General features: G+C 70.2%; 21 protein-coding genes, 1 pseudogene and 1 riboswitch. Of the genes and pseudogenes, 8 read left to right on the top strand and 14 right to left on the bottom strand.

Annotation, left to right across the window (positions count from 1 at the left end):
* Nucleotides 1-33: 33 nt before the first annotated feature.
* From ADK57_RS04680 to ADK57_RS04650, 7 genes are all read left to right on the top strand, one after another.
* A complete protein-coding gene (locus tag ADK57_RS04680; protein WP_053748074.1) occupies nt 34-549 on the top strand; it encodes an Lrp/AsnC family transcriptional regulator in 516 nt (171 codons plus the stop codon).
* Entirely contained in the window at nt 534-1,916 is a 1,383-nt protein-coding gene (locus ADK57_RS04675; RefSeq protein WP_420711840.1) for an aspartate aminotransferase family protein, read from the top strand. Before ADK57_RS04680 ends, ADK57_RS04675 begins: the two co-directional genes overlap by 16 nt.
* 182 nt (nt 1,917-2,098) lie before the next feature.
* The gene (locus tag ADK57_RS04670; RefSeq protein WP_053748044.1) at nt 2,099-2,839 is read left to right on the top strand and encodes an ABC transporter ATP-binding protein; all 741 of its coding nucleotides are present in this window, start codon (nt 2,099-2,101) and stop codon (nt 2,837-2,839) included.
* The gene (locus ADK57_RS04665) at nt 2,821-4,257 is read left to right on the top strand and encodes a hypothetical protein (protein ID WP_053748043.1); all 1,437 of its coding nucleotides are present in this window, start codon (nt 2,821-2,823) and stop codon (nt 4,255-4,257) included. The genes ADK57_RS04670 and ADK57_RS04665 overlap by 19 nt, the downstream gene beginning before the upstream one ends.
* 93 nt (nt 4,258-4,350) lie before the next feature.
* Complete coding sequence (locus tag ADK57_RS04660; RefSeq protein ID WP_053748042.1) at nt 4,351-4,767, top strand: VOC family protein; 417 nt, start codon at nt 4,351-4,353, stop codon at nt 4,765-4,767.
* Nucleotides 4,768-4,791: 24 nt separating this feature from the next.
* Nucleotides 4,792-5,913: an LOG family protein gene (locus ADK57_RS04655; RefSeq protein WP_053748041.1), complete on the top strand. Its 1,122-nt coding sequence runs from the start codon at nt 4,792-4,794 to the stop codon at nt 5,911-5,913.
* A 177-nt stretch (nt 5,914-6,090) separates the two neighbouring features.
* Complete coding sequence (locus ADK57_RS04650; protein WP_107091475.1) at nt 6,091-6,747, top strand: LAETG motif-containing sortase-dependent surface protein; 657 nt, start codon at nt 6,091-6,093, stop codon at nt 6,745-6,747.
* A gap of 317 nt (nt 6,748-7,064) precedes the next feature.
* Here the strand turns inward: ADK57_RS04650 and ADK57_RS04645 are convergent, their stop codons facing one another.
* The 13 genes and pseudogenes from ADK57_RS04645 to rpsB form a co-directional block, all read right to left on the bottom strand.
* Nucleotides 7,065-8,087 (bottom strand): ABC transporter ATP-binding protein, encoded by a 1,023-nt coding sequence (locus ADK57_RS04645; protein WP_053748039.1) that lies wholly within the window; start codon nt 8,085-8,087, stop codon nt 7,065-7,067.
* Nucleotides 8,088-9,752 (bottom strand): ABC transporter permease, encoded by a 1,665-nt coding sequence (locus ADK57_RS04640; protein ID WP_053748038.1) that lies wholly within the window; start codon nt 9,750-9,752, stop codon nt 8,088-8,090.
* The gene (locus ADK57_RS04635; RefSeq protein WP_053748037.1) at nt 9,728-10,846 is read right to left on the bottom strand and encodes a thiamine ABC transporter substrate-binding protein; all 1,119 of its coding nucleotides are present in this window, start codon (nt 10,844-10,846) and stop codon (nt 9,728-9,730) included. The genes ADK57_RS04640 and ADK57_RS04635 overlap by 25 nt, the downstream gene beginning before the upstream one ends.
* 88 nt (nt 10,847-10,934) lie before the next feature.
* Nucleotides 10,935-11,040: riboswitch (TPP riboswitch) on the bottom strand.
* 24 nt (nt 11,041-11,064) lie between these two features.
* A complete protein-coding gene (gene rlmN, locus ADK57_RS04630; RefSeq protein WP_053748036.1) occupies nt 11,065-12,171 on the bottom strand; it encodes a 23S rRNA (adenine(2503)-C(2))-methyltransferase RlmN in 1,107 nt (368 codons plus the stop codon).
* 705 nt (nt 12,172-12,876) lie between these two features.
* Complete coding sequence (locus ADK57_RS04625; RefSeq protein ID WP_053748035.1) at nt 12,877-13,677, bottom strand: alpha/beta fold hydrolase; 801 nt, start codon at nt 13,675-13,677, stop codon at nt 12,877-12,879.
* A gap of 32 nt (nt 13,678-13,709) precedes the next feature.
* A pseudogene (locus ADK57_RS48770) lies at nt 13,710-13,838 on the bottom strand (IS256 family transposase); the annotation flags it as partial.
* A gap of 113 nt (nt 13,839-13,951) precedes the next feature.
* Nucleotides 13,952-14,128 carry a hypothetical protein gene (locus ADK57_RS49780; RefSeq protein WP_159050010.1) on the bottom strand — a complete coding sequence of 59 codons (177 nt, stop codon included), beginning with the start codon at nt 14,126-14,128 and terminating at the stop codon, nt 13,952-13,954.
* A gap of 33 nt (nt 14,129-14,161) precedes the next feature.
* Nucleotides 14,162-14,611 (bottom strand): SRPBCC family protein, encoded by a 450-nt coding sequence (locus ADK57_RS04620; protein ID WP_053748034.1) that lies wholly within the window; start codon nt 14,609-14,611, stop codon nt 14,162-14,164.
* A 161-nt stretch (nt 14,612-14,772) separates the two neighbouring features.
* Nucleotides 14,773-15,987, bottom strand: a complete 1,215-nt coding sequence (locus tag ADK57_RS04615; RefSeq protein WP_078972944.1) for a phosphatidate cytidylyltransferase — start codon at nt 15,985-15,987, stop codon at nt 14,773-14,775.
* On the bottom strand, nt 15,987-16,544 hold the full coding sequence (frr, locus tag ADK57_RS04610; protein ID WP_053748032.1) for a ribosome recycling factor: 558 nt from the start codon (nt 16,542-16,544) through the stop codon (nt 15,987-15,989). Before frr ends, ADK57_RS04615 begins: the two co-directional genes overlap by 1 nt.
* Before the next feature lie 130 nt (nt 16,545-16,674).
* On the bottom strand, nt 16,675-17,433 hold the full coding sequence (pyrH, locus tag ADK57_RS04605; RefSeq protein WP_053748031.1) for a UMP kinase: 759 nt from the start codon (nt 17,431-17,433) through the stop codon (nt 16,675-16,677).
* 176 nt (nt 17,434-17,609) lie between these two features.
* Nucleotides 17,610-18,446 (bottom strand): translation elongation factor Ts, encoded by an 837-nt coding sequence (tsf, locus tag ADK57_RS04600; RefSeq protein ID WP_053748030.1) that lies wholly within the window; start codon nt 18,444-18,446, stop codon nt 17,610-17,612.
* A gap of 97 nt (nt 18,447-18,543) precedes the next feature.
* Nucleotides 18,544-19,500, bottom strand: a complete 957-nt coding sequence (gene rpsB, locus ADK57_RS04595) for a 30S ribosomal protein S2 (protein ID WP_053748029.1) — start codon at nt 19,498-19,500, stop codon at nt 18,544-18,546.
* 270 nt (nt 19,501-19,770) lie between these two features.
* Between rpsB and ADK57_RS04590 the strand changes: the two genes are divergently transcribed.
* Nucleotides 19,771-20,367: a M23 family metallopeptidase gene (locus ADK57_RS04590; protein ID WP_234389957.1), complete on the top strand. Its 597-nt coding sequence runs from the start codon at nt 19,771-19,773 to the stop codon at nt 20,365-20,367.
* Between the two features lie 293 nt (nt 20,368-20,660).
* Here ADK57_RS04590 and ADK57_RS04585 read toward each other — a convergent pair whose 3' ends face one another.
* A complete protein-coding gene (locus ADK57_RS04585; RefSeq protein WP_053748027.1) occupies nt 20,661-21,218 on the bottom strand; it encodes a TetR/AcrR family transcriptional regulator in 558 nt (185 codons plus the stop codon).
* Nucleotides 21,219-21,224: the final 6 nt, after the last annotated feature.

Below are 21,224 nucleotides of genomic sequence, written 5' to 3'. Positions count from 1 at the left end.
ATCGCCATGGCCTTGCGGAAGTGTCGAGACGTCGTGCACAGTGACGTCGTGGCCAGTCGAAGCGCAGACCCCAAGGACTCCCGCGAGTCCAGGCACGGCACCCCGCACCTGGATGCCGTCTCCCTCGGCATCATCGAGCAGCTCCAGGAGGACGGCCGACGTCCGTACGCCGCCATCGGCAAGGCCGTCGGCCTCTCCGAGGCGGCCGTGCGCCAGCGCGTGCAGAAGCTGCTCGACCAGGGCGTGATGCAGATCGTCGCCGTCACGGACCCGCTCACCGTGGGCTTCCGTCGGCAGGCAATGGTCGGCATTCACGTGGAAGGCGACGTGGAGTCCGTCGCCGACGCGGTCACCTCAATGTCCGAATGCGAGTACGTGGTGATGACCGCAGGCTCCTTCGACCTGATGGTGGAGGTCGTCTGCGAGGACGACGACCACCTCCTGGAAGTCATCAACAAACGCATCCGAGCCATCCCCGGAGTGCGCTCCACCGAGAGCTTCGTCTACCTCAAGCTCAAGAAGCAGACCTACATGTGGGGAACCCGATAGCCGTGAGCACCAAGGACCTCAGCCAGACCGCGTACGACCACCTGTGGATGCACTTCACCCGCATGTCCTCGTACGAGAACTCCCCCGTCCCGACCATCGTCCGGGGTGAGGGCACCTACATCTACGACGACAAGGGCAGGCGCTACCTCGACGGTCTCGCGGGTCTGTTCGTGGTCCAGGCCGGTCACGGCCGTACGGAACTCGCCGAGACCGCCTTCAAGCAGGCGCAGGAACTGGCGTTCTTCCCGGTGTGGTCCTACGCCCACCCGAAGGCCGTCGAGCTGGCCGAGCGCCTCGCGCACCACGCGCCGGGCGACCTGAACAAGGTCTTCTTCACCACCGGCGGCGGCGAGGCGGTCGAGACCGCCTGGAAGCTCGCCAAGCAGTACTTCAAGCTGACCGGGAAGCCCACCAAGTACAAGGTCATCTCCCGCGCGGTCGCCTACCACGGCACCCCGCAGGGCGCCCTGTCCATCACCGGCCTGCCGGCCCTGAAGGCCCCCTTCGAGCCTCTCGTCCCGGGCGCGCACAAGGTCCCGAACACCAACATCTACCGCGCCCCGCTCTTCGGCGACGACCCCGAGGCCTTCGGCCGCTGGGCCGCCGACCAGATCGAGCAGCAGATCCTCTTCGAGGGCCCGGACACGGTCGCGGCCGTCTTCCTGGAGCCGGTCCAGAACGCCGGCGGCTGCTTCCCGCCGCCGCCCGGCTACTTCCGGCGGGTCCGCGAGATCTGCGACAAGTACGACGTGCTGCTGGTGTCGGACGAGGTCATCTGCGCCTTCGGCCGCCTGGGCACGATGTTCGCCTGCGACAAGTTCGACTACGTCCCGGACATGATCACCTGCGCCAAGGGCATGACCTCGGGCTACTCCCCGATCGGCGCCTGCATCATCTCCGACCGCCTGGCCGAGCCGTTCTACAAGGGCGACAACACCTTCCTGCACGGCTACACCTTCGGCGGCCACCCCGTCTCCGCGGCGGTGGGCATCGCCAACCTCGACCTGTTCGAGCGCGAGAACCTCAACCAGCACGTCCTCGACAACGAGGGCGCCTTCCGCGCGACCCTGGAGAAGCTGCACGACCTGCCGATAGTCGGCGACGTCCGCGGCAACGGCTTCTTCTACGGCATCGAGCTGGTGAAGGACAAGCACACCAAGGAGTCCTTCAACGACGAGGAGACCGAGCGCGTCCTGTACGGCTTCCTCTCCAAGGCCCTCTTCGACAACGGCCTGTACTGCCGTGCCGACGACCGCGGCGACCCGGTCGTCCAGCTCGCCCCGCCGCTGATCTCCAACCAGGAGACGTTCGACGAGATCGAGCAGATCCTGCGCGCGACACTGACGGAGGCGTGGACGAAGCTGTGACCTCCGGCGGCTCAGCGGCCCGGGTGCACCCGTACGAGTGAGAAGGGTGCACCCGGGCCGCGTGCTGTCCTGCCTTTTGGCCCCGGATCCTTAGCGTGCCCTGTAACCGATCGGCCCTGCCTTCGTTCCCCCGCACGGGGGACTGGCAATGGGAATTACGGATCTGAACGAGGTGTACGCCCATGGTGGCCCCGCCGGACAACGACGTGCTCTGGGCACGGTCCCTGCACTTCACGCACCACGACGGCTCGCCCGCACTGGCCGGCGTCTCGCTCGGCGTCCGCGAGGGCGAGATCCTCGCCGTCAGCGGCCCGCGCGGCAGCGGCAAGTCGACCCTGCTGCGGTGTCTGTCCGGCCTCGTGTCCGCGCAGCGCGGCGAGGTCTGGTTCAACAGCGCGCCCGTGCACACCATGGGTCCGACGTCCCGCGAACGCCTGCGCCGCGACCGCTTCGGCTGGATCGACCCGGCCCCGGCCCTCGTCCCCGAGCTGAACGTCTGGGAGAACGCGGCCCTCCCCCTGATGCTGCGCGGCACCGGCCGCCGGCGCGCCAAGACCGCCGCCCTGGAGTGGCTGGAGCGCCTGGACATCGGCGACAGCACCCGCAAACGCCCGCACGAACTGCGCCAGTCCGAACGTCAGCGCGTCTGCATCGCGCGGGCACTGGCCCCCGCCCCCACGGTCCTGTTCGCCGACGAGCCGACGGCACCCCTGCACCGCGCCGACCGCGCCCACGTCCTGCGCACCCTCACCACGGCGGCCCGCTCGCACGGCATCACCGTGGTGCTGGCCACCCACGACGCGGACACGGCCGCCCTCGCGGACCGCACGGTGTCGCTGCTGGACGGACGGCGCGTGAACACCGTGCACCTGCCTCCGGTCACCGAGACGGAAGGCCGGGCCACGTGCTCGCTCTCCGTCTGACCCGCGGCGCCCGCCCGGCCCTCCAACTGCGCCGCATCCTGGTGGCGGCGGCCTCGGCAGGCACGGGCTTCCTCCTGCTCTGCACCCTCGGCTACGCGATGAGCCACCCGGACGAAACCACCGCCTCGCTCCTCCGCCTGGCCTGGTGCGCGACCCCCCTGGCCGCCACGGTCCACTTCGCCGTCGCGGTGGCCCGCACGGACCCCGCCGCCAGACCCCGCCCCGGCCTCTCGGCCATCGGCCTGGGCCCGACCCGCCTGATGGCCGTCGCGGCAACGACAACGGCCCTCTCCTGCACGCTGGGTTCGCTCCTCGCCCTCCTGTTCTTCCTCCACCTGCGAGGCGACCTGACGGGCATGCCCTTCGACGGCGCGGCGGCGGAGTTCCTGGCAGCGAAGGAGCCGATGCCCTTGCCGGCCGCCCTCACCTTGCTGACCCTGACGCCGGCGATCGCGTCGGTGACGGTGGGTTGGGTACTGCGGCCACAGGGCGTCAGGGCGGCATCGACACGCACCACGGCCAGGTCGTACGGCGGCTTCGGCGGGTACGGCAACTCGGCCGCACGGGAGACCTTCGGGGCGTACGGCCGCTTCGGCACCCGCCTGCGAGGTGCGGGCGGCCGACCCACGCAGCCCGCGACCGACCGGGCCACGCAGCCTGCAGCCACTCGTGCCGCCGGGACGGCTCCCGACCCGCTGAGAGGCGGCACCCCGCAAACGCGGGCGAGCGACACCCACCACTTCCCGGCACCGCCCCTGGACACCCCCGCCGCCGACCCGGACCCCGGCACCCTCCCCCCGCCTCCCCAAGAGGCCCCCCGCGGGCTCCCCTGGGGCATCGCCGTACTCGCCGCGGGCCTCGCGGTGGAGGCGTACGCCACCCGCACCGCGACCGGCACCCCTCTCACCATGCCCGGCGGCCTGGCAAGCACCGGCCCCGTCTCCGTCCTCCTCGGCTGGATCCTCACCGCCACCGGCCTCGCCCTCGCCGGCCCCGGCCTCACCCACCTCTGCGGCCACCTCCTCCAGACCGCCCGCCCCGGCGCCCTCCGCCTCCTCGCCGGCCGCGTCCTCATGGCGGAAGCCACCCGCATCGGCCGTCCCCTCGGCGTCGTCTGCGCGGTGGCGTCGGGCGCGTACGCCATGGCGGCGCTGTACGACACGGCGGAACCCTCCTTCGGCCCGCTGACCGCCCTCGGCCTGCTCCTGGTGACCGGCTGCACGGTGGCGACCCTCCTCACCGCCGCCGTCGAGGCCAAGCACGCCCGCGCCGACACCACGGCCGCGCTGCTGCGGCTCGGCGCCCCCGCCACGGTGCTGCGCAGTGCCGCCGCCCTCCGTGCCGGCGCGCTGCTGTCCGTGTTCGGCCCGCTCACGCTGATCGTCGCCGAGCTGGCGGCGCTGCCGCTGGCCCGCTGAACGGCGCACGAGAAAAGTCCCCGTCGGCCGATGAGTTCCGCGGCACCGCACCGTCTACCCCAACGAACACCACGCACCCGACGGGAGAGACCGATGACCTCGACGTACCAGCAGATGATCTTCGTGAACCTGGCCGTGAACGACCTCGACGCCTCGAAGAAGTTCTTCACGGAGCTGGGCTACTCGATCAACCCGCAGTTCAGCGACGACAACGCGGCCTCCGTGGTGATCAGCGACACCATCGTCGCCATGCTGCTCACCAAGCCCTTCTACGCGTCCTTCACCAAGAAGGAGATCGCCGACGCCACGAAGACCAGCGAGGTGCTCGTCGCCCTGAGCGCCGAGAGCCGCGAGAAGGTCGACGAGCTGGTCGAGAAGGCGCTCGCGGCGGGCGGCTCCCCGGCCGGCGAGACCCAGGACCACGGCTTCATGTACGGCCGCTCCTTCGACGACCTCGACGGCCACACCTGGGAGGTCGTGTGGATGGACCCGTCCGCCATCGAGAGCTGAACGCGCTGTGCCTAGCATGGGCGGGTGCAGACGATGCCCGCCCATGCGGCCCACCACAACGACCGTGAGATCGAGAGCCTCGACGAGTTCGACGCGACCGTCTCGGCCCGTGCCACGCTCGCCGGATTCCGGGTACAGGCCGTCGATCTGACGGACCGTACGCGGGAGTTGCTCACGACGGACACGGCGGGTGCGGTCTTTCTCGGCTGCCCCATGCGCCAGGACGCGGCGGCCAAGGTCCGGGCGGACGGCGCGATGGTCTTCCTGCCCGTCCCCGACCTGCCCTTCGATCCGTACCGGGGCCTGCTCTACTCCCCCGACGAGCTGTTCGCGTCCCTGCCGGACGGCTACGAGGCGACGCCCGACGCCCGCGCGTACGCCTGGTTCCAGCAGACCAAGGCCGACGGCGACATATTCGCCTCGATGCTGCGCTCCATCCACGACGACGCCGTCTCGGACGCCCTCGACGAACTCCTGCGCGGGACGCGCGTGGTGGGGGTGATGGGCGGCCACGCGATGGCCCGCGGCACGGAGGAGTACGCCGGCGCCGCGCGGCTCGGCCGGGAGCTGGCCCGCGCCGGCTACACGGTCGCCACCGGAGGCGGCCCGGGCGCGATGGAGGCGGCGAACCTCGGCGCGTACGCCGCCCCGTACGACAACGCGATGCTGACCGAGTCGCTCCGACTCCTCGCCAAGGCGCCGAAGTTCACCCCGTCGATCACCGACTGGGCGTCGGCCGCCTTCGAGGTGCGCACCAGGTGGCCGAAGGGCGGTACCTCCGTCGGCATCCCGACGTGGTTCTACGGCCACGAGCCGCCGAACGCCTTCGCCTCGCACATCGCCAAGTACTTCGCCAACGCCACCCGCGAGGACGGCCTGCTGGCCCGCTCCACCGCGGGTGTGGTCTTCCTGCCGGGCGCGGCCGGGACCGTTCAGGAGATCTTCGACAACGCGACGCCGAACTACTACGAGTCGCGCGGCGAGCCCACGCCGATGGTCCTCGTGGGCCGCGCCCACTGGACGGAGCGACTGCCCACGTGGCCGCTTCTTCAGGCGCTCGCGCGGGAGCGTTCAATGGAGGCCCGAATCGCCCTGGTTGACCGGATCGAGGAGGCGCCGGGGGCACTGAAACGTCTCGGCGGTTAAACAGACGGTAAAGCAAACGCTTGTAACCTGCATATGCGTTGACACTTCTTATGCAGCGCTTATAGACCTGTGAGCCTCCTGGGGATGTTGGTGTCCCAACATCCCATCAGCCCCCCGCAGTTGCTTAACTCGTGAAGGACAAACGTGTCCATAACTCGCCGTACCGTCGCACGTTCCGTGCGCATCCTCGGTGTCGCATCCGCCACGGCCGCGCTCACGCTCGGCGTCGCCGGCAACGCGCTCGCCTGCAACATCAAGGAGTTCTCCGCCGAAGCCAAGTGCGACGGCACCAAGGGCGTCATCACCGTCACCGACGTGGACCCCGGCGGTGTCCCGGCCACCGTCTCCGTGTTCCTCGAGAGCAACGGTGCCGACGTGAAGAAGATCGGCGAACAGGTCGTCAAGGGCTCGCGCGACGGCGTCACGATCACCTTCGAAGAGGACTGGCTGCCGAACGCCCAGTACCGCATCCACGTCAAGGCCGAGACCTACGTCGACGAGGACATCAAGCCCAACCTGAAGACCCCGTCCACGGCCTGCAAGACCGAGGACACGCCGACGCCGACGCCCACCCCGACGCCGTCGGAGTCCGCCTCGACCCCGGCCGAGGAGACCGACACCCCGACCCCGTCGGCGTCGGAGAGCAGCAGCACCGCCCCCGCGGACACCGCGAGCAGCGCTCCGTCGCCCGCGGCCGGTGAGTCCAACCTCGCCGAGACCGGCGCGAACTCCAACACCGGCATCATCGCCGGTATCGCGGCCGCCCTGGTCGCGATCGGTGGCGGCGCCGTGTTCTTCGGCATGCGCCGCCGCGGGGCGAACAGCAGCCGCTGACGCCTCACACACGCCGCCGTGGCCCGTCCCCTCGCACCAGAGGAGACGGGCCACAGCTGTCACTCCCAGCCGCGGTCATTCGTGCCATGCACACACAGCCACGCACAGTCATGCCGCTGGGGCGACACGGGTGCACGGGTGGGCGCAGTCATGCCGCACGCACACAGCTGCGGACAGTCGTGCCGCTGGGGCGGCACGGGTGGGCGCAGCGGCACCCCGCAGCGCGGGCGAGCGACCCAACGCGACCTCAGCCCCAACACCGGGCACCACACAGCCGGCAGACGCGGGGCCCGGGTCAACGCAGGGCGCCCCGCGGATCAGCCGAGCACCACGACATCGCCCGCGTCGAACTCCACCCCGACCACGTCACCGACCTCCGGCGCCACCCGCAGCGCACACGCCGCCTCCAGCCGCGGCGCGTCCTCCTCGGGCTGCAGATGTACGGCGACATGCGTGCCCCTGAACGTCCGCGCGGCCACCACACACCGCAGCCCCTCGTCCGCACCCACCACCCGTACGCCCGCAGGCCGCACCAACAGGGACCGCACCCCCTGAGCAGCCCCCGCAGGGACCGGCAGCTTGCCCCACGGCGTGTCCGCGGCCTCCCCGGCGACCGTGCCCTCGACCACGTTCTCGAAGCCGAGGAAGCGGGCCACGAACTCGTCCGCCGGCCGCTGCCACACCTCAAGGGGCGTGCCCGTCTGGGCGATCCGCCCGTCCCGCATCACCACGACCCGGTCGGCGAGCGCGAAGGCCTCACCCTGATCGTGGGTCACGGCCAGCACGGTGGTGCCCAACCGGCCGAAGAGCTCCCGCAGTTCGACGACGAGCCGCTCCCGCAGCGAGCGGTCGAGCTGCCCGAGCGGCTCGTCCAGCATCAGCAGCCGCGGCCGGGGCGCCAGGGCCCGGGCCAGCGCCACCCGCTGCTGCTCGCCGCCGGAGAGCGAGGCAACGGCCCGGCGGCCAGCCCCCGGCAGCCCGACGAGATCGAGCAACTCCCGCACTCGCTCGCCCTGTTGACCCTTCGACGCCCCGTGCATCCGCAGCCCGAACGCCACGTTCCCGCCCACGTCCCGCTGCGGGAACAGCTGGTGGTCCTGGAACATCAGCCCGACCCCGCGCTTGTGCGCGGGCACGCCCGCCTGGTCGCGTCCGTCGAGCAACACCCTCCCGCCGTCCAGGGGTTGGAGCCCCGCCACCGCCCGCAGCAGCGTCGACTTGCCGCTGCCGCTGGGCCCGAGCACGCACACGATCTCGTGCTCGGCGACGCCGAGGCCGACCTCGTCCAGCACGGCCCGCCCACCGAACCGTACGGTCGCGTCCTCAAGGCTCAGCAGCATCTAGAACTCCCCCATCCGGTCGGTCCGCAGCCGCTCGAGCACCAGCAGCGCCACCGCGCACACGATCATCAGAATCGTCGAAAGGGCCATCGCCTGGCCGTAGTTGAGCGCCCCGGCCCGCCCGAGCAGCCGCGCCACGGCGACCGGCAGGGTCGGGTTGTCGGGCCGCGCGATGAACACCGTCGCCCCGAACTCCCCGAGCGACACCGCGAAGGCGAACCCCGCCGCGATCAGCAGCGCCCGCCGCACCATCGGCAGATCCACCTCGCGCCACACCCGCCACGGCGACGCCCCGAGCACGGCCGCCGCCTCCCGCAGCCGTACGTCCACCGCCCGCAGCACCGGCAGCATGGTCCGTACGACGAAGGGGACGCCGACCAGCGCCTGCGCGAGCGGCACCAGGATCCACGAGGACCGCAGATCCAGCGGCGGCTCGTCCAGCGCGATCAGGAACCCGAACCCGACGGTCACCGCGGACACCCCCAGCGGCAGCATCAGCAGCGCGTCGAACCCGCGCACGAACCGCCCCGCGTCCCGGCGGGTGAGCGCCACCGCGGCCAGACCGCCGATCAGCACGGCGATGACGGTGGCCACGACGGCGTACTGCAGCGAATTGCCGATCGCCTCGATCGGCGGCACCAGGAAGATCCCGCCGTCCTCGCTGGTCAGCGCGCGGTAGTACGCGAAGTCGGGCGCGTCCAGCGACCGCTGCACCAGCACGGCGAGCGGCAGCAGGAGCAGGACGACGACGGAGACGAGGACGCCGCCGAGCAGCGCCCACTGCCCGGCCCCGCGCGGCCGGCGCGCGGTCACGGACGCGTCCACCAGCCGCAGGGCGGTCTCCCGCCGCCGTACGGTCCCCGCGTGCAGGGCGAGGATCGCGCCCACCGCCACGAACTGGATCAGCGTCAGCACGGCGGCCGTGGACAGGTCGAAGATCTCGGACGTCTGCCGGTAGATCTCCACTTCGAGCGTCGAGAAGGTCGGCCCGCCGAGGATCTGCACCACACCGAAGGAGGTGAAGGTGAACAGGAACACCATGAGCGCGGCGGCGGCCACGGCGGGCCCCAGCGCGGGCAGCGTCACCTGCCGCCAGGCCCGCATGCGGGACGCGCCCAGCATCCGCGCGGCCTCCTCCTGCCGCGGGTCGAGCTGGGACCAGAGCCCGCCGACCGTCCGTACGACCACCGCGTAGTTGAAGAAGACGTGCGCCAGCAGGATCGCCCACACGGTCGTGTCGAGGCGTACGCCCCACAGCTCGTCCAACAGCCCGCCGCGCCCGACGAGCGCCAGGAACGCCGTACCCACGACGACCGTCGGCAGCACGAACGGGACGGTGACGACAGCCCGCAGGATCTGCTTGCCGGGGAAGTCGAAGCGGGCGAAGACATACGCGCCGGGCAGCGCGATCAGCAGGGTGAGCACGGTGGAGGCGAGCGCCTGCCAGGTGGTGAACCACAGCACGTGCCGGACGTCGGACTGGGCGAGCACGTCCGCGATCCGGCCGAGGTGCCACTCGCCGTCGATCTTGAGTCCGCGGGCGACGATCGCGGCGACGGGGTAGGCGAAGAAGAGCGCGAAGAACGCGACGGGCACGGTGATGAGGCCGAGCCGCGCCGCGTTCCCCTTGAAGCGCGGGGTCACTTCAGTACGAGCGAGGTCCACGACTTGACCCACTGGTCACGGTGGTCGGCGATCTTGTCCGGGGCCAGGGTCTCGGGGTCCTCGGCCTGCGGACCGTACTCGGTGAACTCGGCCGGCACCCGGGCGCCGTCCCGCACCGGGTACACGAACATGTTCAGCGGCATGTCCTCCTGGAACTCCTTGGTGAGCAGGAAGTCGAGCAGCGCCTTGCCGCCCTTGGCGTTCTTCGCGTTGCTCAGCAGGCCGGCGTACTCGACCTGGCGGAAGCAGGTACCGGTGGCGACGCCGGTGGGAGCCGTCTTCGGCTTCGGGTCGGCGTAGATCACCTCGGCGGGCGGCGAGGACGCGTAGGAGACGACGAGCGGGCGGTCGGCCTTGGCCTGCTTGCCGCCGGCCGAGCCGGAGAACTCCTCGTTGTAGGCCTGCTCCCAGCCGTCGACGACCTTGACGCCGTTGGCCTTGAGCTTCTTCCAGTAGTCCTGCCATCCTCCCCCACTCTCGGCTTCGCTCGAGCGGGAGGTGCCCCCATCGCCGTACTCGGCGGCGGTCCCGAGCAGGAAGCCGAGGCCGGGCGAGGAGGTGGAGGCGTTCTCGGTGACGAGGAGGTTCTTGTACTCCGGCTTGATCAGGTCGTCGAACGAGTTCGGCGGGGTCAGCTTGTGCTCGCTGAAGTACGCCTTGTCGTAGTTGACGCAGATGTCGCCCGTGTCGATCGGCGTGACGCGGTGCTTGTCGCGGTCGGCCCGGTAGTCGGACAGGACCAGCTCGGAGCCCTTCGCCTCGTACGACTGGAAGAGCCCGTTGTCGAGCGCCCTCGACAGCAGGGTGTTGTCGACGCCGAAGAAGACGTCGCCCTGCGGGTTGTCCTTGGTCAGGATCGCCTTGTTCACGGCCTGCCCGGCATCGCCGTCCTTGAGGACCTTGACCTTGTAGCCGGACTGCTTCTCGAAGTCCGCCAGGACGTTCTTCGAGACGGCCCACGAGTCATGGCTGACGAGGGTCACGGTCTTGGAGCCGGAGCCGGAGCTGCCGGCGTCGGACGACGACCCGCACGCGGACAACGTGACGAGACCGAGTCCCACGGCCACAACCGTGGCCTTCTTGGTGATGCTCACTGGATTCCTCCTGGGGGTGACCAGGAAGAGACGCGGCCCTGCCCGGGCGCCTCGGGACATCCGAGGGCTCCCGGGCAGGGCGCAACAGCTCGAGTAGTGACCGAACTTCCTACCCAGAATGACCTGGGCGAGGTTCAGAGGGTCTGCGGCCGGTGCCGCACTCTCAGCGCTGTGGCGCTCCCCTGTCGGAATATGAAGATGTACGTACGGACGTCACACTACCGCTCGGTCGCGGCGAGCTGACCACACGCCCCGTCGATCTCCTGTCCACGGGTGTCCCGGACGGTGACCGGCACCCCATGGGCGGCGATGGCCTCGACGAACGCCTTCTCGTCCTCGGGACGGGAGGCGGTCCACTTCGAACCCGGCGTCGGGTTCAGCGGGATCAGGTTGACGTGCACGGGCTTGCCCCTGAGCAGCCGCCCGAGCCGGTCACCCCGCCATGCCTGGTCGTTGATGTCCCGGATCAGCGCGTACTCGATGGACAGCCGGCGCCCGGATCTCTCCACGTACTCGAAGCCGGCGTCGAGGACCTCACGCACCTTCCACCGCGTGTTCACGGGGACGAGGGTGTCGCGCAGCTCGTCGTCAGGCGCGTGCAGCGAGATGGCGAGACGACACTTGAAGCCCTCGTCGGCGAAGCGGTTGATCGCCGGGACGAGTCCGACCGTCGAGACGGTGATCCCGCGCTGCGAGAGCCCGAGTCCGTCCGGCTCGGGGTCGGTGAGCCGCCGGATGGCACCGACGACCCGGTTGTAGTTGGCCAGCGGCTCGCCCATACCCATGAACACGATGTTGCTGAGCCGCGCGGGACCACCGGGGATCTCGCCGTCCCTGAGGGCCCGCATCCCGTCCACGATCTGGTGCACGATCTCGGCGGTGGACAGGTTCCGGTCCAGGCCCGCCTGGCCGGTGGCGCAGAACGGGCAGTTCATCCCGCATCCCGCCTGGGAGCTGATGCACATGGTCACCCGGTCCGGGTAGCGCATCAGCACCGACTCGACGAGCGTCCCGTCGAACAGCCGCCACAGCGTCTTGCGGGTGGTGTCCTGGTCGGTCGACAGATGCCGGACGACCGACATCAGCTCCGGAAGCAGCGCCTCCTGGAGCCGGCCGCGGGAACCGGCCGGAATGTCGGTCCACTCCTGCGGGTCGTGCGCGTACCGCGCGAAGTAGTGCTGCGAGAGCTGCTTGGCTCGAAACGGCTTCTCACCGACCGCGGCCACCGCTTCCTTGCGCTCGGCGGGCGTGAGGTCGGCAAGGTGCCGCGGCGGCTTCTTGGCTCCGCGCGGGGCGACGAAAGTGAGTTCTCCGGGTGCAGGCATAACTCATCCAGTGTCGCAGATCGAATCGTGTGGCCTGGAGGCCGAGGCGTGCACGGTGGTCGTTGTCGGTCGTCCCTGGTCGTCCCTGGCCGTCCCTGGCCGTCCCTGGCCGTCGTGGGTCCCCTCGGACGGCCCGCAGACGGCCCGACCCGGCGGGCCTGCGGGGCCTGCGGCCTGCGGGCGCATCTGCGCAGGTCGGCTGGGGCTGGGGCTTGGTCCAGTCAGAAGGCCGTCGGTCCGCCACCAACCATGCGGTGGGTCGCCGTATGGCAGGGCGTCGGGACGTTTGAGGATCTTCAGATCGAGAGGCCGGACGATGCTGCGGAGCTCCCGCGACCAGCAGGCCTCGCTCGTCCGCCGGTTCGGGGCAGCACTCCGGGACGCCGCACCGGTCGCTGAACGGCGAAGGGAGCTGATCTCGTGGTGCCCTTGCGACGGCAGCCCACCGAACAAGAGCCTGCTGAATCAGGCCGGGCTGAAGGCGCGTTCGCTCCAACTGGATGATCTGTGCTTGAGCTGGGCCGGACAGCCGACCGATGTTCGAGTAGCTGCGGTGCGCAGCAAAGTGCCTGTTGTCCGCCCGGAGGCGTGAGGGGCGCCTACGCGGCACAGCCCTTTCGGTTGCGAGTCATGACCGGCAGGCTGACACCGCCCGACCCTCGTTCGCGGGAGTAATTGTCAAGCGCAGGCCTGGCTTTGGTGTTCTCAGGCGAGGCCCCGGAGGAAGTCCGAAAGTGCGGTGTGCAGGGTTTCAGGCTGTTCCAGGTGCAGGTCGTGGCCTGTGCCGGGGATGCTCATGGACATGGCTGCGGGTCGCTGCCGGAGCATCTCGTCGGCTTCCTGGGCAGGGATGAAGCTGGATTGGGCCAGGACGACCAGCGTGGGACAAGCGACCTGCCCCCACTCGTGCCGGAAGGATCGCTGGGCGTTCTCCGCCAGCGAGCGGACCATCACGTCCCGGTCGAAGCGAGGCCACCATCCGTCCTCGCGTTCCTCCAGCCCGGCCGCCCAGCCCGCGCCGACCGGTCCGCCTCCCAGGAACGCGGCTGCCGCCTCGCGTGAGGGGAACGGTGTCGGCCACGAGTCGAGCCATCCGCCGATGTCCACGGGACCGTTCGGGTTTGGACCCCCGGGGCCGGCCTCGATGAGCACGAGCGCGCGGACCAGCCCGGGATGCGCAGCGGCGGTGAGCATGGCCGTGTGCCCGCCCAGCGACTGGCCGACCAGGACAGGCCGCCGCAGCGCCAGCTGATCGGCAACGGCGATGACGTCGGCGACGTAGGCGGCGCGCGACACGTCCTGCGGGCGGCGCTCGCTGGCACCGTGCCCGCGCTGGTCGACCGCGACGACCCGGTACCGGGAGCTCAACCACCGTGCCGTCGTGTCCCATTCACCCGCGTGACCAGCCAGGCCGTGCAGCAACATGATGGGCTGTCCCGGCCCGCCCCAGTCCCGGCAGACAAGACGGATGCCGTCTCGCACCACCACGTGTTCGGACCATGCCACGTCGGACCTCCCGAGGGATGGGCTGGCCTTGATCATGCCGCGAGGATCTCGGGACGTTCGATGAGCTGCCCCCGTTCGAAGCGGGCTCCGGAGCGGGCGAGGGCGACCCGGTGGCGCGCGTTCACAGCCCGCCGACGGGCCTGGGCGGCCTCGACGAGCTTGCCGGGAAAGCCGTCCATCACACCGGGAAGAATCCCGAAGACCCCGCGTAAGGGGAAGACCCAGCACAGGCTGCCAGGCCGTGGCGCAGATCCGATCGGATGCCCCGGTCGGCTCAGAAGGCGCCGGTGATCACGACCACGACCCGAGTGACGTAGAGCCTTGTCCGGTGCCACCCCCCGCAGTACCGCCTCACCCGGCGCCGCCCGCCCTGGTCGATCAGCGCACCGCACCACTGGCACGGCAGATCACCGTGATACCTGCCGTCGTCACCCAGCCTCGCCTGCCCCATGGACGGACCCTAATGGCCCGCCCACCAGGTGGTCTACGCCGTCGGGTGCTCCAGCCGGTCCTTGAGCAGCTGCTCGTCGCGCGGCAGCTCCTTGCGGAGCTGTGGGCGGACGACGAGAGGTACGAGGACCCTGCCGAGGCCGTGGCCCTCGAAGTCGATGTCGATCGTGACACGGGAGCGTCGGCCCTCGTCGAGCGGCTCGATCTCACCGTGGACGCGCGGCCTGACGGGGCCGTCGACACCGTGCAGCCCCCAGCTGAGCGGCGGGACGACCTCGGTGAACTCCACGGTCATCGGCATCTCGCGGCTGCCGACACGCCGGGTGACCCGGACCCGGGAACCCTCGTGCAGCGGGCCCTCGTCGAGCCGCTGTGCGGAGACCGCGCTCAGCTGCCAGTCCGGCAGATGGGAGGGGTCCGTGACATACGTGTAGACCTCGCCGGGGCTGCAGTCGACGTCGATCACTTCTCGGATGGCGGACATCGCACCCTCCTTCCAGAGTGAACCCATTTGAGGGCTTACACCGGAATCGTCCCACTCGGCGGCCCGGGAGGCCATCGCCCGGAACACGTGGGGCCCCCGCCGAAGCGAGGGCCCCACGAAAACGACGTACAACTGCCAACGGACCCGAGGACGTGCGACGGTCAGCCGGACCCGACGAAGACCACCAGCAGCAGCCACACCACGGGAGCCGTCGGCAGGAGCGAGTCCAGACGGTCCATGATGCCGCCGTGCCCCGGCAGCAGCGTGCCCATGTCCTTGATGCCCAGGTCCCGCTTGATCATCGACTCGCCGAGGTCGCCCAGCGTGGCGCTGGCAGCGACGGCGAAGCCCAGCACCAGCCCCTGCCACCAGGTCCCGTCGTCGATCAGGAACTCCATGCACAGCGCGCCCGCCACCATGGCGAAGCTCACCGCGCCGAGCAGGCCCTCGCGGGTCTTGCCCGGGCTGATGCGCGGGGCGAGCTTGTGCTTGCCGAAGCGCCAGCCGATGGCGTACGCCCCGGTGTCGCTGACGACGGTCAGCAGCAGGAACGTCAGCACGCGACGCGAGCCGTCGTCGGCCGTGAGCATCATGGCGACGAACGTGGCCAGGAACGGGACGTAGAAGGCCGCGAAGACGCCCGCGGTGACGTCCTTGAGGTAGCCCTCCGGCGGCTCCGTCATCCGCCAGACCAGGACGGCCAGCGCGGTGAGCGCCATCGCCACCCACGCGCCCTCGGCACCCCGGACGTACCCCGAGACGACCATGGCCGCGCCGCCGAGCGCGAGCGGGACGAGGGGCGCCTTGATGCCCTTGCGCTCCTCCAGCCGCCTGGTCAGCTCCCACAGACCCACCACGACGGCGACCGCGATCACGCCGACGAAGGCGGCCTTGACGACGAACAGCGACGCGACGATCACCACACCAAGACCGACACCGACCCCTATGGCCGCACTCAGGTCACGACCCGCGCTCTTCTTCTGCGGCGCGGACGCCGGCTGCGAGGAGTCGGGCATGGGCTCCGGATTCTGCGGCGCCGCCCCGTAGGACGGCGTCTGCGGCATGTCGTCAGGGCCGTAGGACGAGGCCTGCGGCGGGTCGTACGGCGGCGACTGCCGTACGTCGTACGGCGGCTGCGGCGTCTCGTCGCGGAACAAGGGGCCGCTCAGCCGAGCGGCCCCCCGGTCGTCATCCTGGTCTCCGCCATGTGCGGGTACGTCGGGCACGATGGGCATGGGGCGAGTCTGTTGCGCGTCATGCGCATCGTACGTGGGACCCGCCGGGGCGGCCCCCTGGACAGGCCCCTGGTCGGTGGGCCCCCAGTACCCGGCTTGCGGCCCGGTGTGTGGCGGAGAGCCCCAGGAAGAGTCGTTCATCAGACCTCGAGCAGCTCCGCTTCCTTGTGCTTGAGGAGCTCGTCCACCTGGGCGACGTACTTCGCGGTGGTGTCGTCGAGCTCCTTCTCCGCACGACGGCCCTCGTCCTCGCCGACCTCGCCGTCCTTGATCAGCTTGTCGATGGCGTCCTTGGCCTTGCGGCGAACGGCGCGGATGGACACCTTGGCGTCCTCGCCCTTGCCCTTGGCGACCTTGATGTAGTCGCGGCGGCGCTCCTCGGTGAGCTCGGGGAACACCACACGGATGATGTTGCCGTCGTTGCTCGGGTTGACGCCCAGGTCGGAGTCGCGGATCGCCTGCTCGATGTTGCGCAGCGCGCTCTTGTCGAACGGGGTCACGACCGCCATGCGCGGCTCCGGCACGGAGAACGAAGCCAGCTGGTTGATCGGCGTCGGCGCGCCGTAGTAGTCGGCCACGATCTTGTTGAACATCGCCGGGTGCGCACGGCCGGTGCGGATCGCGGCGAAGTCCTCCTTGGCGACCACGACGGCCTTCTCCATCTTCTCCTCGGCCTCGAGGAGGGTCTCTTCGATCACCACTTGCTCCTGCGTGTCTTGAGTAGGCCCGGCTGCGGTTCCTTGGTGGGGGCGGCGGCCGGCTGCGTCGCGTCTTCTTCCTGCACGGTTCCCGACCGGCAGGACATTGTCCATCCCCCGGTCAGGGTCATCAGCCCTGGCTGACTTGGTCACCCACAAGCGTGCCGATCTTCTCACCCTTGACGGCGCGCGCGATATTGCCCTCGGCCAGAAGCTCGAACACCAGGATCGGGAGCTTGTTGTCGCGGCACAGTGTGACGGCCGTGGCGTCGGCGACCTTGAGGTCACGCGTGATGACCTCGCCGTAGCCGAGGGCGTCGAACTTGACCGCGTCGGGGTTGGTCTTCGGGTCGGAGTCGTAGACCCCGTCCACGCCGTTCTTGCCCATGAGCAGCGCCTCGGCGTCGATCTCCAGGGCGCGCTGGGCGGCGGTGGTGTCGGTGGAGAAGTACGGCATGCCCATACCGGCGCCGAAGATGACCACGCGGCCCTTCTCCAGGTGCCGGATGGCACGCAGCGGAATGTACGGCTCGGCGACCTGCCCCATGGTGATGGCGGTCTGCACCCGTGACTGGATGCCCTCCTTCTCCAGGAAGTCCTGGAGGGCGAGGCAGTTCATGACCGTGCCGAGCATGCCCATGTAGTCCGAGCGGGCCCGGTCCATGCCGCGCTGCTGCAGTTCGGCACCGCGGAAGAAGTTGCCGCCGCCGATGACGACGGCGATCTCCGCGCCGTCCCGCACGACCGCCGCGATCTCGCGGGCCATCTTGTGCACCACATCGGGGTCGACGCCCAGGCCCCCGCCACCGGCGAACGCCTCTCCGGACAGCTTCAGCAGAAACCGCCCGCGTACTTTGCCGTCGTCGCTCTTCTGGGCCTTGGTGGTCATGGCGTTCTCCTCATGGTGCACATACGAGGAGGCCATTGCCGGTGGGGTGTCGTTCGCAACCCATGCGCGGCAATGGCCTCCTCGTCAGATCTGCTGCCGTCCGCCACACATGTGACGGCGTACGCGGACGACTGCTGCCGACCCTATCGGGGTCGCGCGTCGGTCGCGGTACGGACTCAGATGCCGACCTTGATGCGCGTGAAGCGCTTCAGGGTGACACCCGCCTCGTCCAGAACCTTCTGGACGGACTTCTTGTTGTCGAGCGCGTACGGCTGGCCGAGCAGCGTGGCGTCCTTGAAGAAGCCGTTGAGGCGACCCTCGACGATCTTCGGCAGGGCGGCCTCGGGCTTGCCCTCGGCGCGGGTGGTCTCCTCGGCGACGCGGCGCTCGGACTCGACGACGTCGGCCGGCACGTCCTCCTTGGAGAGGTACTTCGGCGCGAACGCGGCGATGTGCTGGGCGATGCCCTTGGCGATCTCGGCGTTGGGCTTGTCGAGCTCGACGAGGACACCGATCTGCGGCGGCAGGTCGGGCATCGTGCGGTGCATGTACGCCGTCACGAAGCCGTCCGCGAACTGCGCGAAGCGGTCCAGGACGATCTTCTCGCCGAGGTTGGCGTTGGCCTCGTCCACGAACGCCTGGACGGTCTTGCCGGGCTCGATCTCGGAGGCGAGCAGCGCCTCGAGGTCGGCCGGGGAGCTCTTGGCGACGTGCTCGGCGATCGTGTTGGCGACGGCCTGGAACTTGTCACCCTTGGCGACGAAGTCCGTCTCGCACTTCAGCTCGACGAGGACGCCGGAGGAGTTGTCGTCGGCGATGATCGAGACCACGGCGCCGTTCTCGGCGGAGCGGCCCTCGCGCTTGGCGACGCCCTTCTGGCCCTTGATACGGAGCGCCTCGACGGCCTTCTCGACGTTGCCCTCGGCCTCGTCCAGCGCCTTCTTGCAGTCCATCATGCCAGCGCCGGTGAGCTCGCGGAGCTTCTTGACGTCGGCGGCGGTGTAGTTCGCCATGATTCTGGAATCTCTCTCGAAGTCCGAAGATCTACGGGCGCCGGACGGCGGGGGCTTCGTGGGCCCCCGCCGTCCAGAACCCGAAGATGGTGAGGGGTCAGGCCTGCTCGGCGTCCGCGGCGGGGGCCTCGGCGGCGGGGGCTTCGGCGGCAGCCTCGGCCGGAGCCTCAGCAGCGGCCTCGGCCGGAGCCTCAGCGGCGGGGGCCTCGGCGGCAGCCTCGGCAGCCGGAGCCTCAGCAGCGGGAGCCTCAGCAGCGGGGGCCTCGGCCTCGTCGGCCTTCTTCTCGCCCTCGAGCAGGTCGCGCTCCCACGCGGCCAGCGGCTCGCCCGCGGCCTTGTCGCCCTTGCCCTCGGTGGCGACACCGGAGCGGGAGATGAGGCCCTCGGCGACCGCGTCCGCGATCACACGGGTGAGCAGCGTGACGGAGCGGATCGCGTCGTCGTTGCCCGGGATCTTGTAGTCGACCTCGTCGGGGTCGCAGTTGGTGTCGAGGATGGCGACGACCGGGATGTTGAGCTTCCGGGCCTCACCGACCGCGATGTGCTCCTTCTTGGTGTCCACGATCCAGACGGCGCTGGGCACCTTCTGCATCTCGCGGATACCACCGAGGGTCTTCTCCAGCTTGGCCTTCTCGCGCGAGAGCACGAGAAGCTCCTTCTTGGTCAGACCGGACGCGGCGACGTCCTCGAAGTCGATCTGCTCGAGCTCCTTGAGGCGCTGCAGACGCTTGTAGACGGTCGAGAAGTTGGTGAGCATGCCGCCCAGCCAGCGCTGGTTGACGTAGGGCATGCCGACGCGGGTGGCCTGCTCGGCGATGGCCTCCTGCGCCTGCTTCTTCGTGCCGACGAACATGACCGTGCCGCCGTGGGCCACGGTCTCCTTGACGAACTCGTAGGCGCGGTCGATGTACGACAGCGACTGGAGCAGGTCGATGATGTAGATGCCGTTGCGCTCCGTGAAGATGAAGCGCTTCATCTTCGGGTTCCAACGACGGGTCTGGTGACCGAAGTGGACGCCGCTTTCCAGCAGCTCCCGCATCGTGACGACGGCCATGGCCGTTCTCCTTGAGTTTCTCGGTTGTGCCGCGGGTACCGGCGGTACCCGCGCCTGACGCCCGCGATGCGCCTTGCCGCTAGGGACCGAGAGGCGCTGACACCGGCTGTTTGATGGCCTGATGTCGGGGCGTGCGAAGTCGACCCGGTGACCCGGATCGCCAGAAGAAGTGTACGGGACCCGCGAGGCAGCGGGTGACGCCGCTGTCCACAACCGGGAAGTACTCCACAGGTCCCGACCGTGATCGGGCGGGTGCGGGACGGTTCTCGCATGCGAGCGATGCGATGTGCGGGTACGTGGACGGGATTGCTGTTACTTCTGACGGCGACGGTGCTGACCTGCGCCCCGCCGAACAGCCGGCCGATCCCTTTCGGCCCGGCGGCCACGGACACCTCCGTCCCGCCCCTCGGCCGCACCTGGCCCGTGGGCACCCGCCCACCGGTCCTGCGCGGCTGGGAACCCCCCGCGACACCGTACGGCCGCGGCCACCGAGGTATCGACCTGGCGGCCGCTCCCGGCACACCAGTACGAGCCGTCGCGGCGGGCCGGGTGTCCTTCGCGGGCCGGGTGGCGGGCAAGGGGGTCGTCTCGGTGGAACTGCCGGGAACGGGCGACCCGCCCCTCCGCACGACGTACGAGCCGGTACGGGCGTCCGTGAGGGAGGGGGACGAGGTGGCGGCGGGCGAGGTGGTGGGCACGGTGGAGCCGACGGGCTCGCACTGCACGAGTACGTGCGTGCACTGGGGTCTGCGGAGGGGCGAGACCTACCTCGACCCGCTCTCCTTGCTGCCTCCGTGGCTGCTGCGCAGGGCACCGTCGAGACTGCTGCCGGTGCTGGGAGTGCCGTTGCCTCCGCCGTCGTCCTAGGTGTGCTGCCCGGCGGATCATGCCGCAGACGCGGGGCCCGGCACGCCGATCTGCGGCGTTGCCGTCGGTTGCCGACTCCCCCATCGCGTCGACGCCCTCCTCCGCCTTGCAGCTCGACGCTCCCCCATGGCCCCGCTCACCTGCGTCGACGAGGCACCGCCGAATTCCTGCGACCTGATCCGCCGGACAGGCCTCAGCGGTGGGCAAACGTGCGGCTGGGGCGGCACCCGACCCGAAGAGGCGCGGCAGCCGCCGGCGCCGCACTGCACGGCCCACCCCGGCCGCAGCGGACGTCAGCCCCGCACACCCCGCAGAGCCATGCCCACGGCCGCCTCCGTAATCACCGAAGGCTCCTCCGCGGCACCCAGCTCAATCCGCCGCACAGCCGCGTCCACAACCCCCTGCAGCAGCATCGCCGCCATCCGAGGCTGCTCGTGCCCCATCTCCCCCAACGCCTCGACGATCATCGCGACGAGCCCCCCGTGCGCGGCCCGGATCTTCTCCCGGGCGCCCGCGTCCAGCTCACTCGCGGAGATCGCCACCACCGCCCGGTGGCGCCGGTCTCCGACGAGCGCCAGCTGCTGGCGCACATACGCCTCGACCTTGCCCTCGGGCGTCACGGCCCGCTCCATCGCCGCCGACACCTCCGCCGCCCAGACGGGAAAGTCGACCTCGCACAACTCCTCGACCACGGCGGCCCGCGAACGGAAGTACTCGTACACGGACGACCGCGCAAGCCCCGTCCGCTCGGCGAGAGCCGGGAAGGTCAGCGCCTCCGTCCCGCCCTCGGACAACAGGGAACGAGCCGCATCCAGCAGGGCGGCTCGCTGCATCGACCGGTGCTCGGCCACGGAGGC

Origin of the sequence: Streptomyces sp. MMG1533, from assembly GCF_001279775.1 — a bacterium.
Lineage (GTDB): Bacteria > Actinomycetota > Actinomycetes > Streptomycetales > Streptomycetaceae > Streptomyces.
This window is presented reverse-complemented; position numbering and strand designations above follow the sequence as displayed.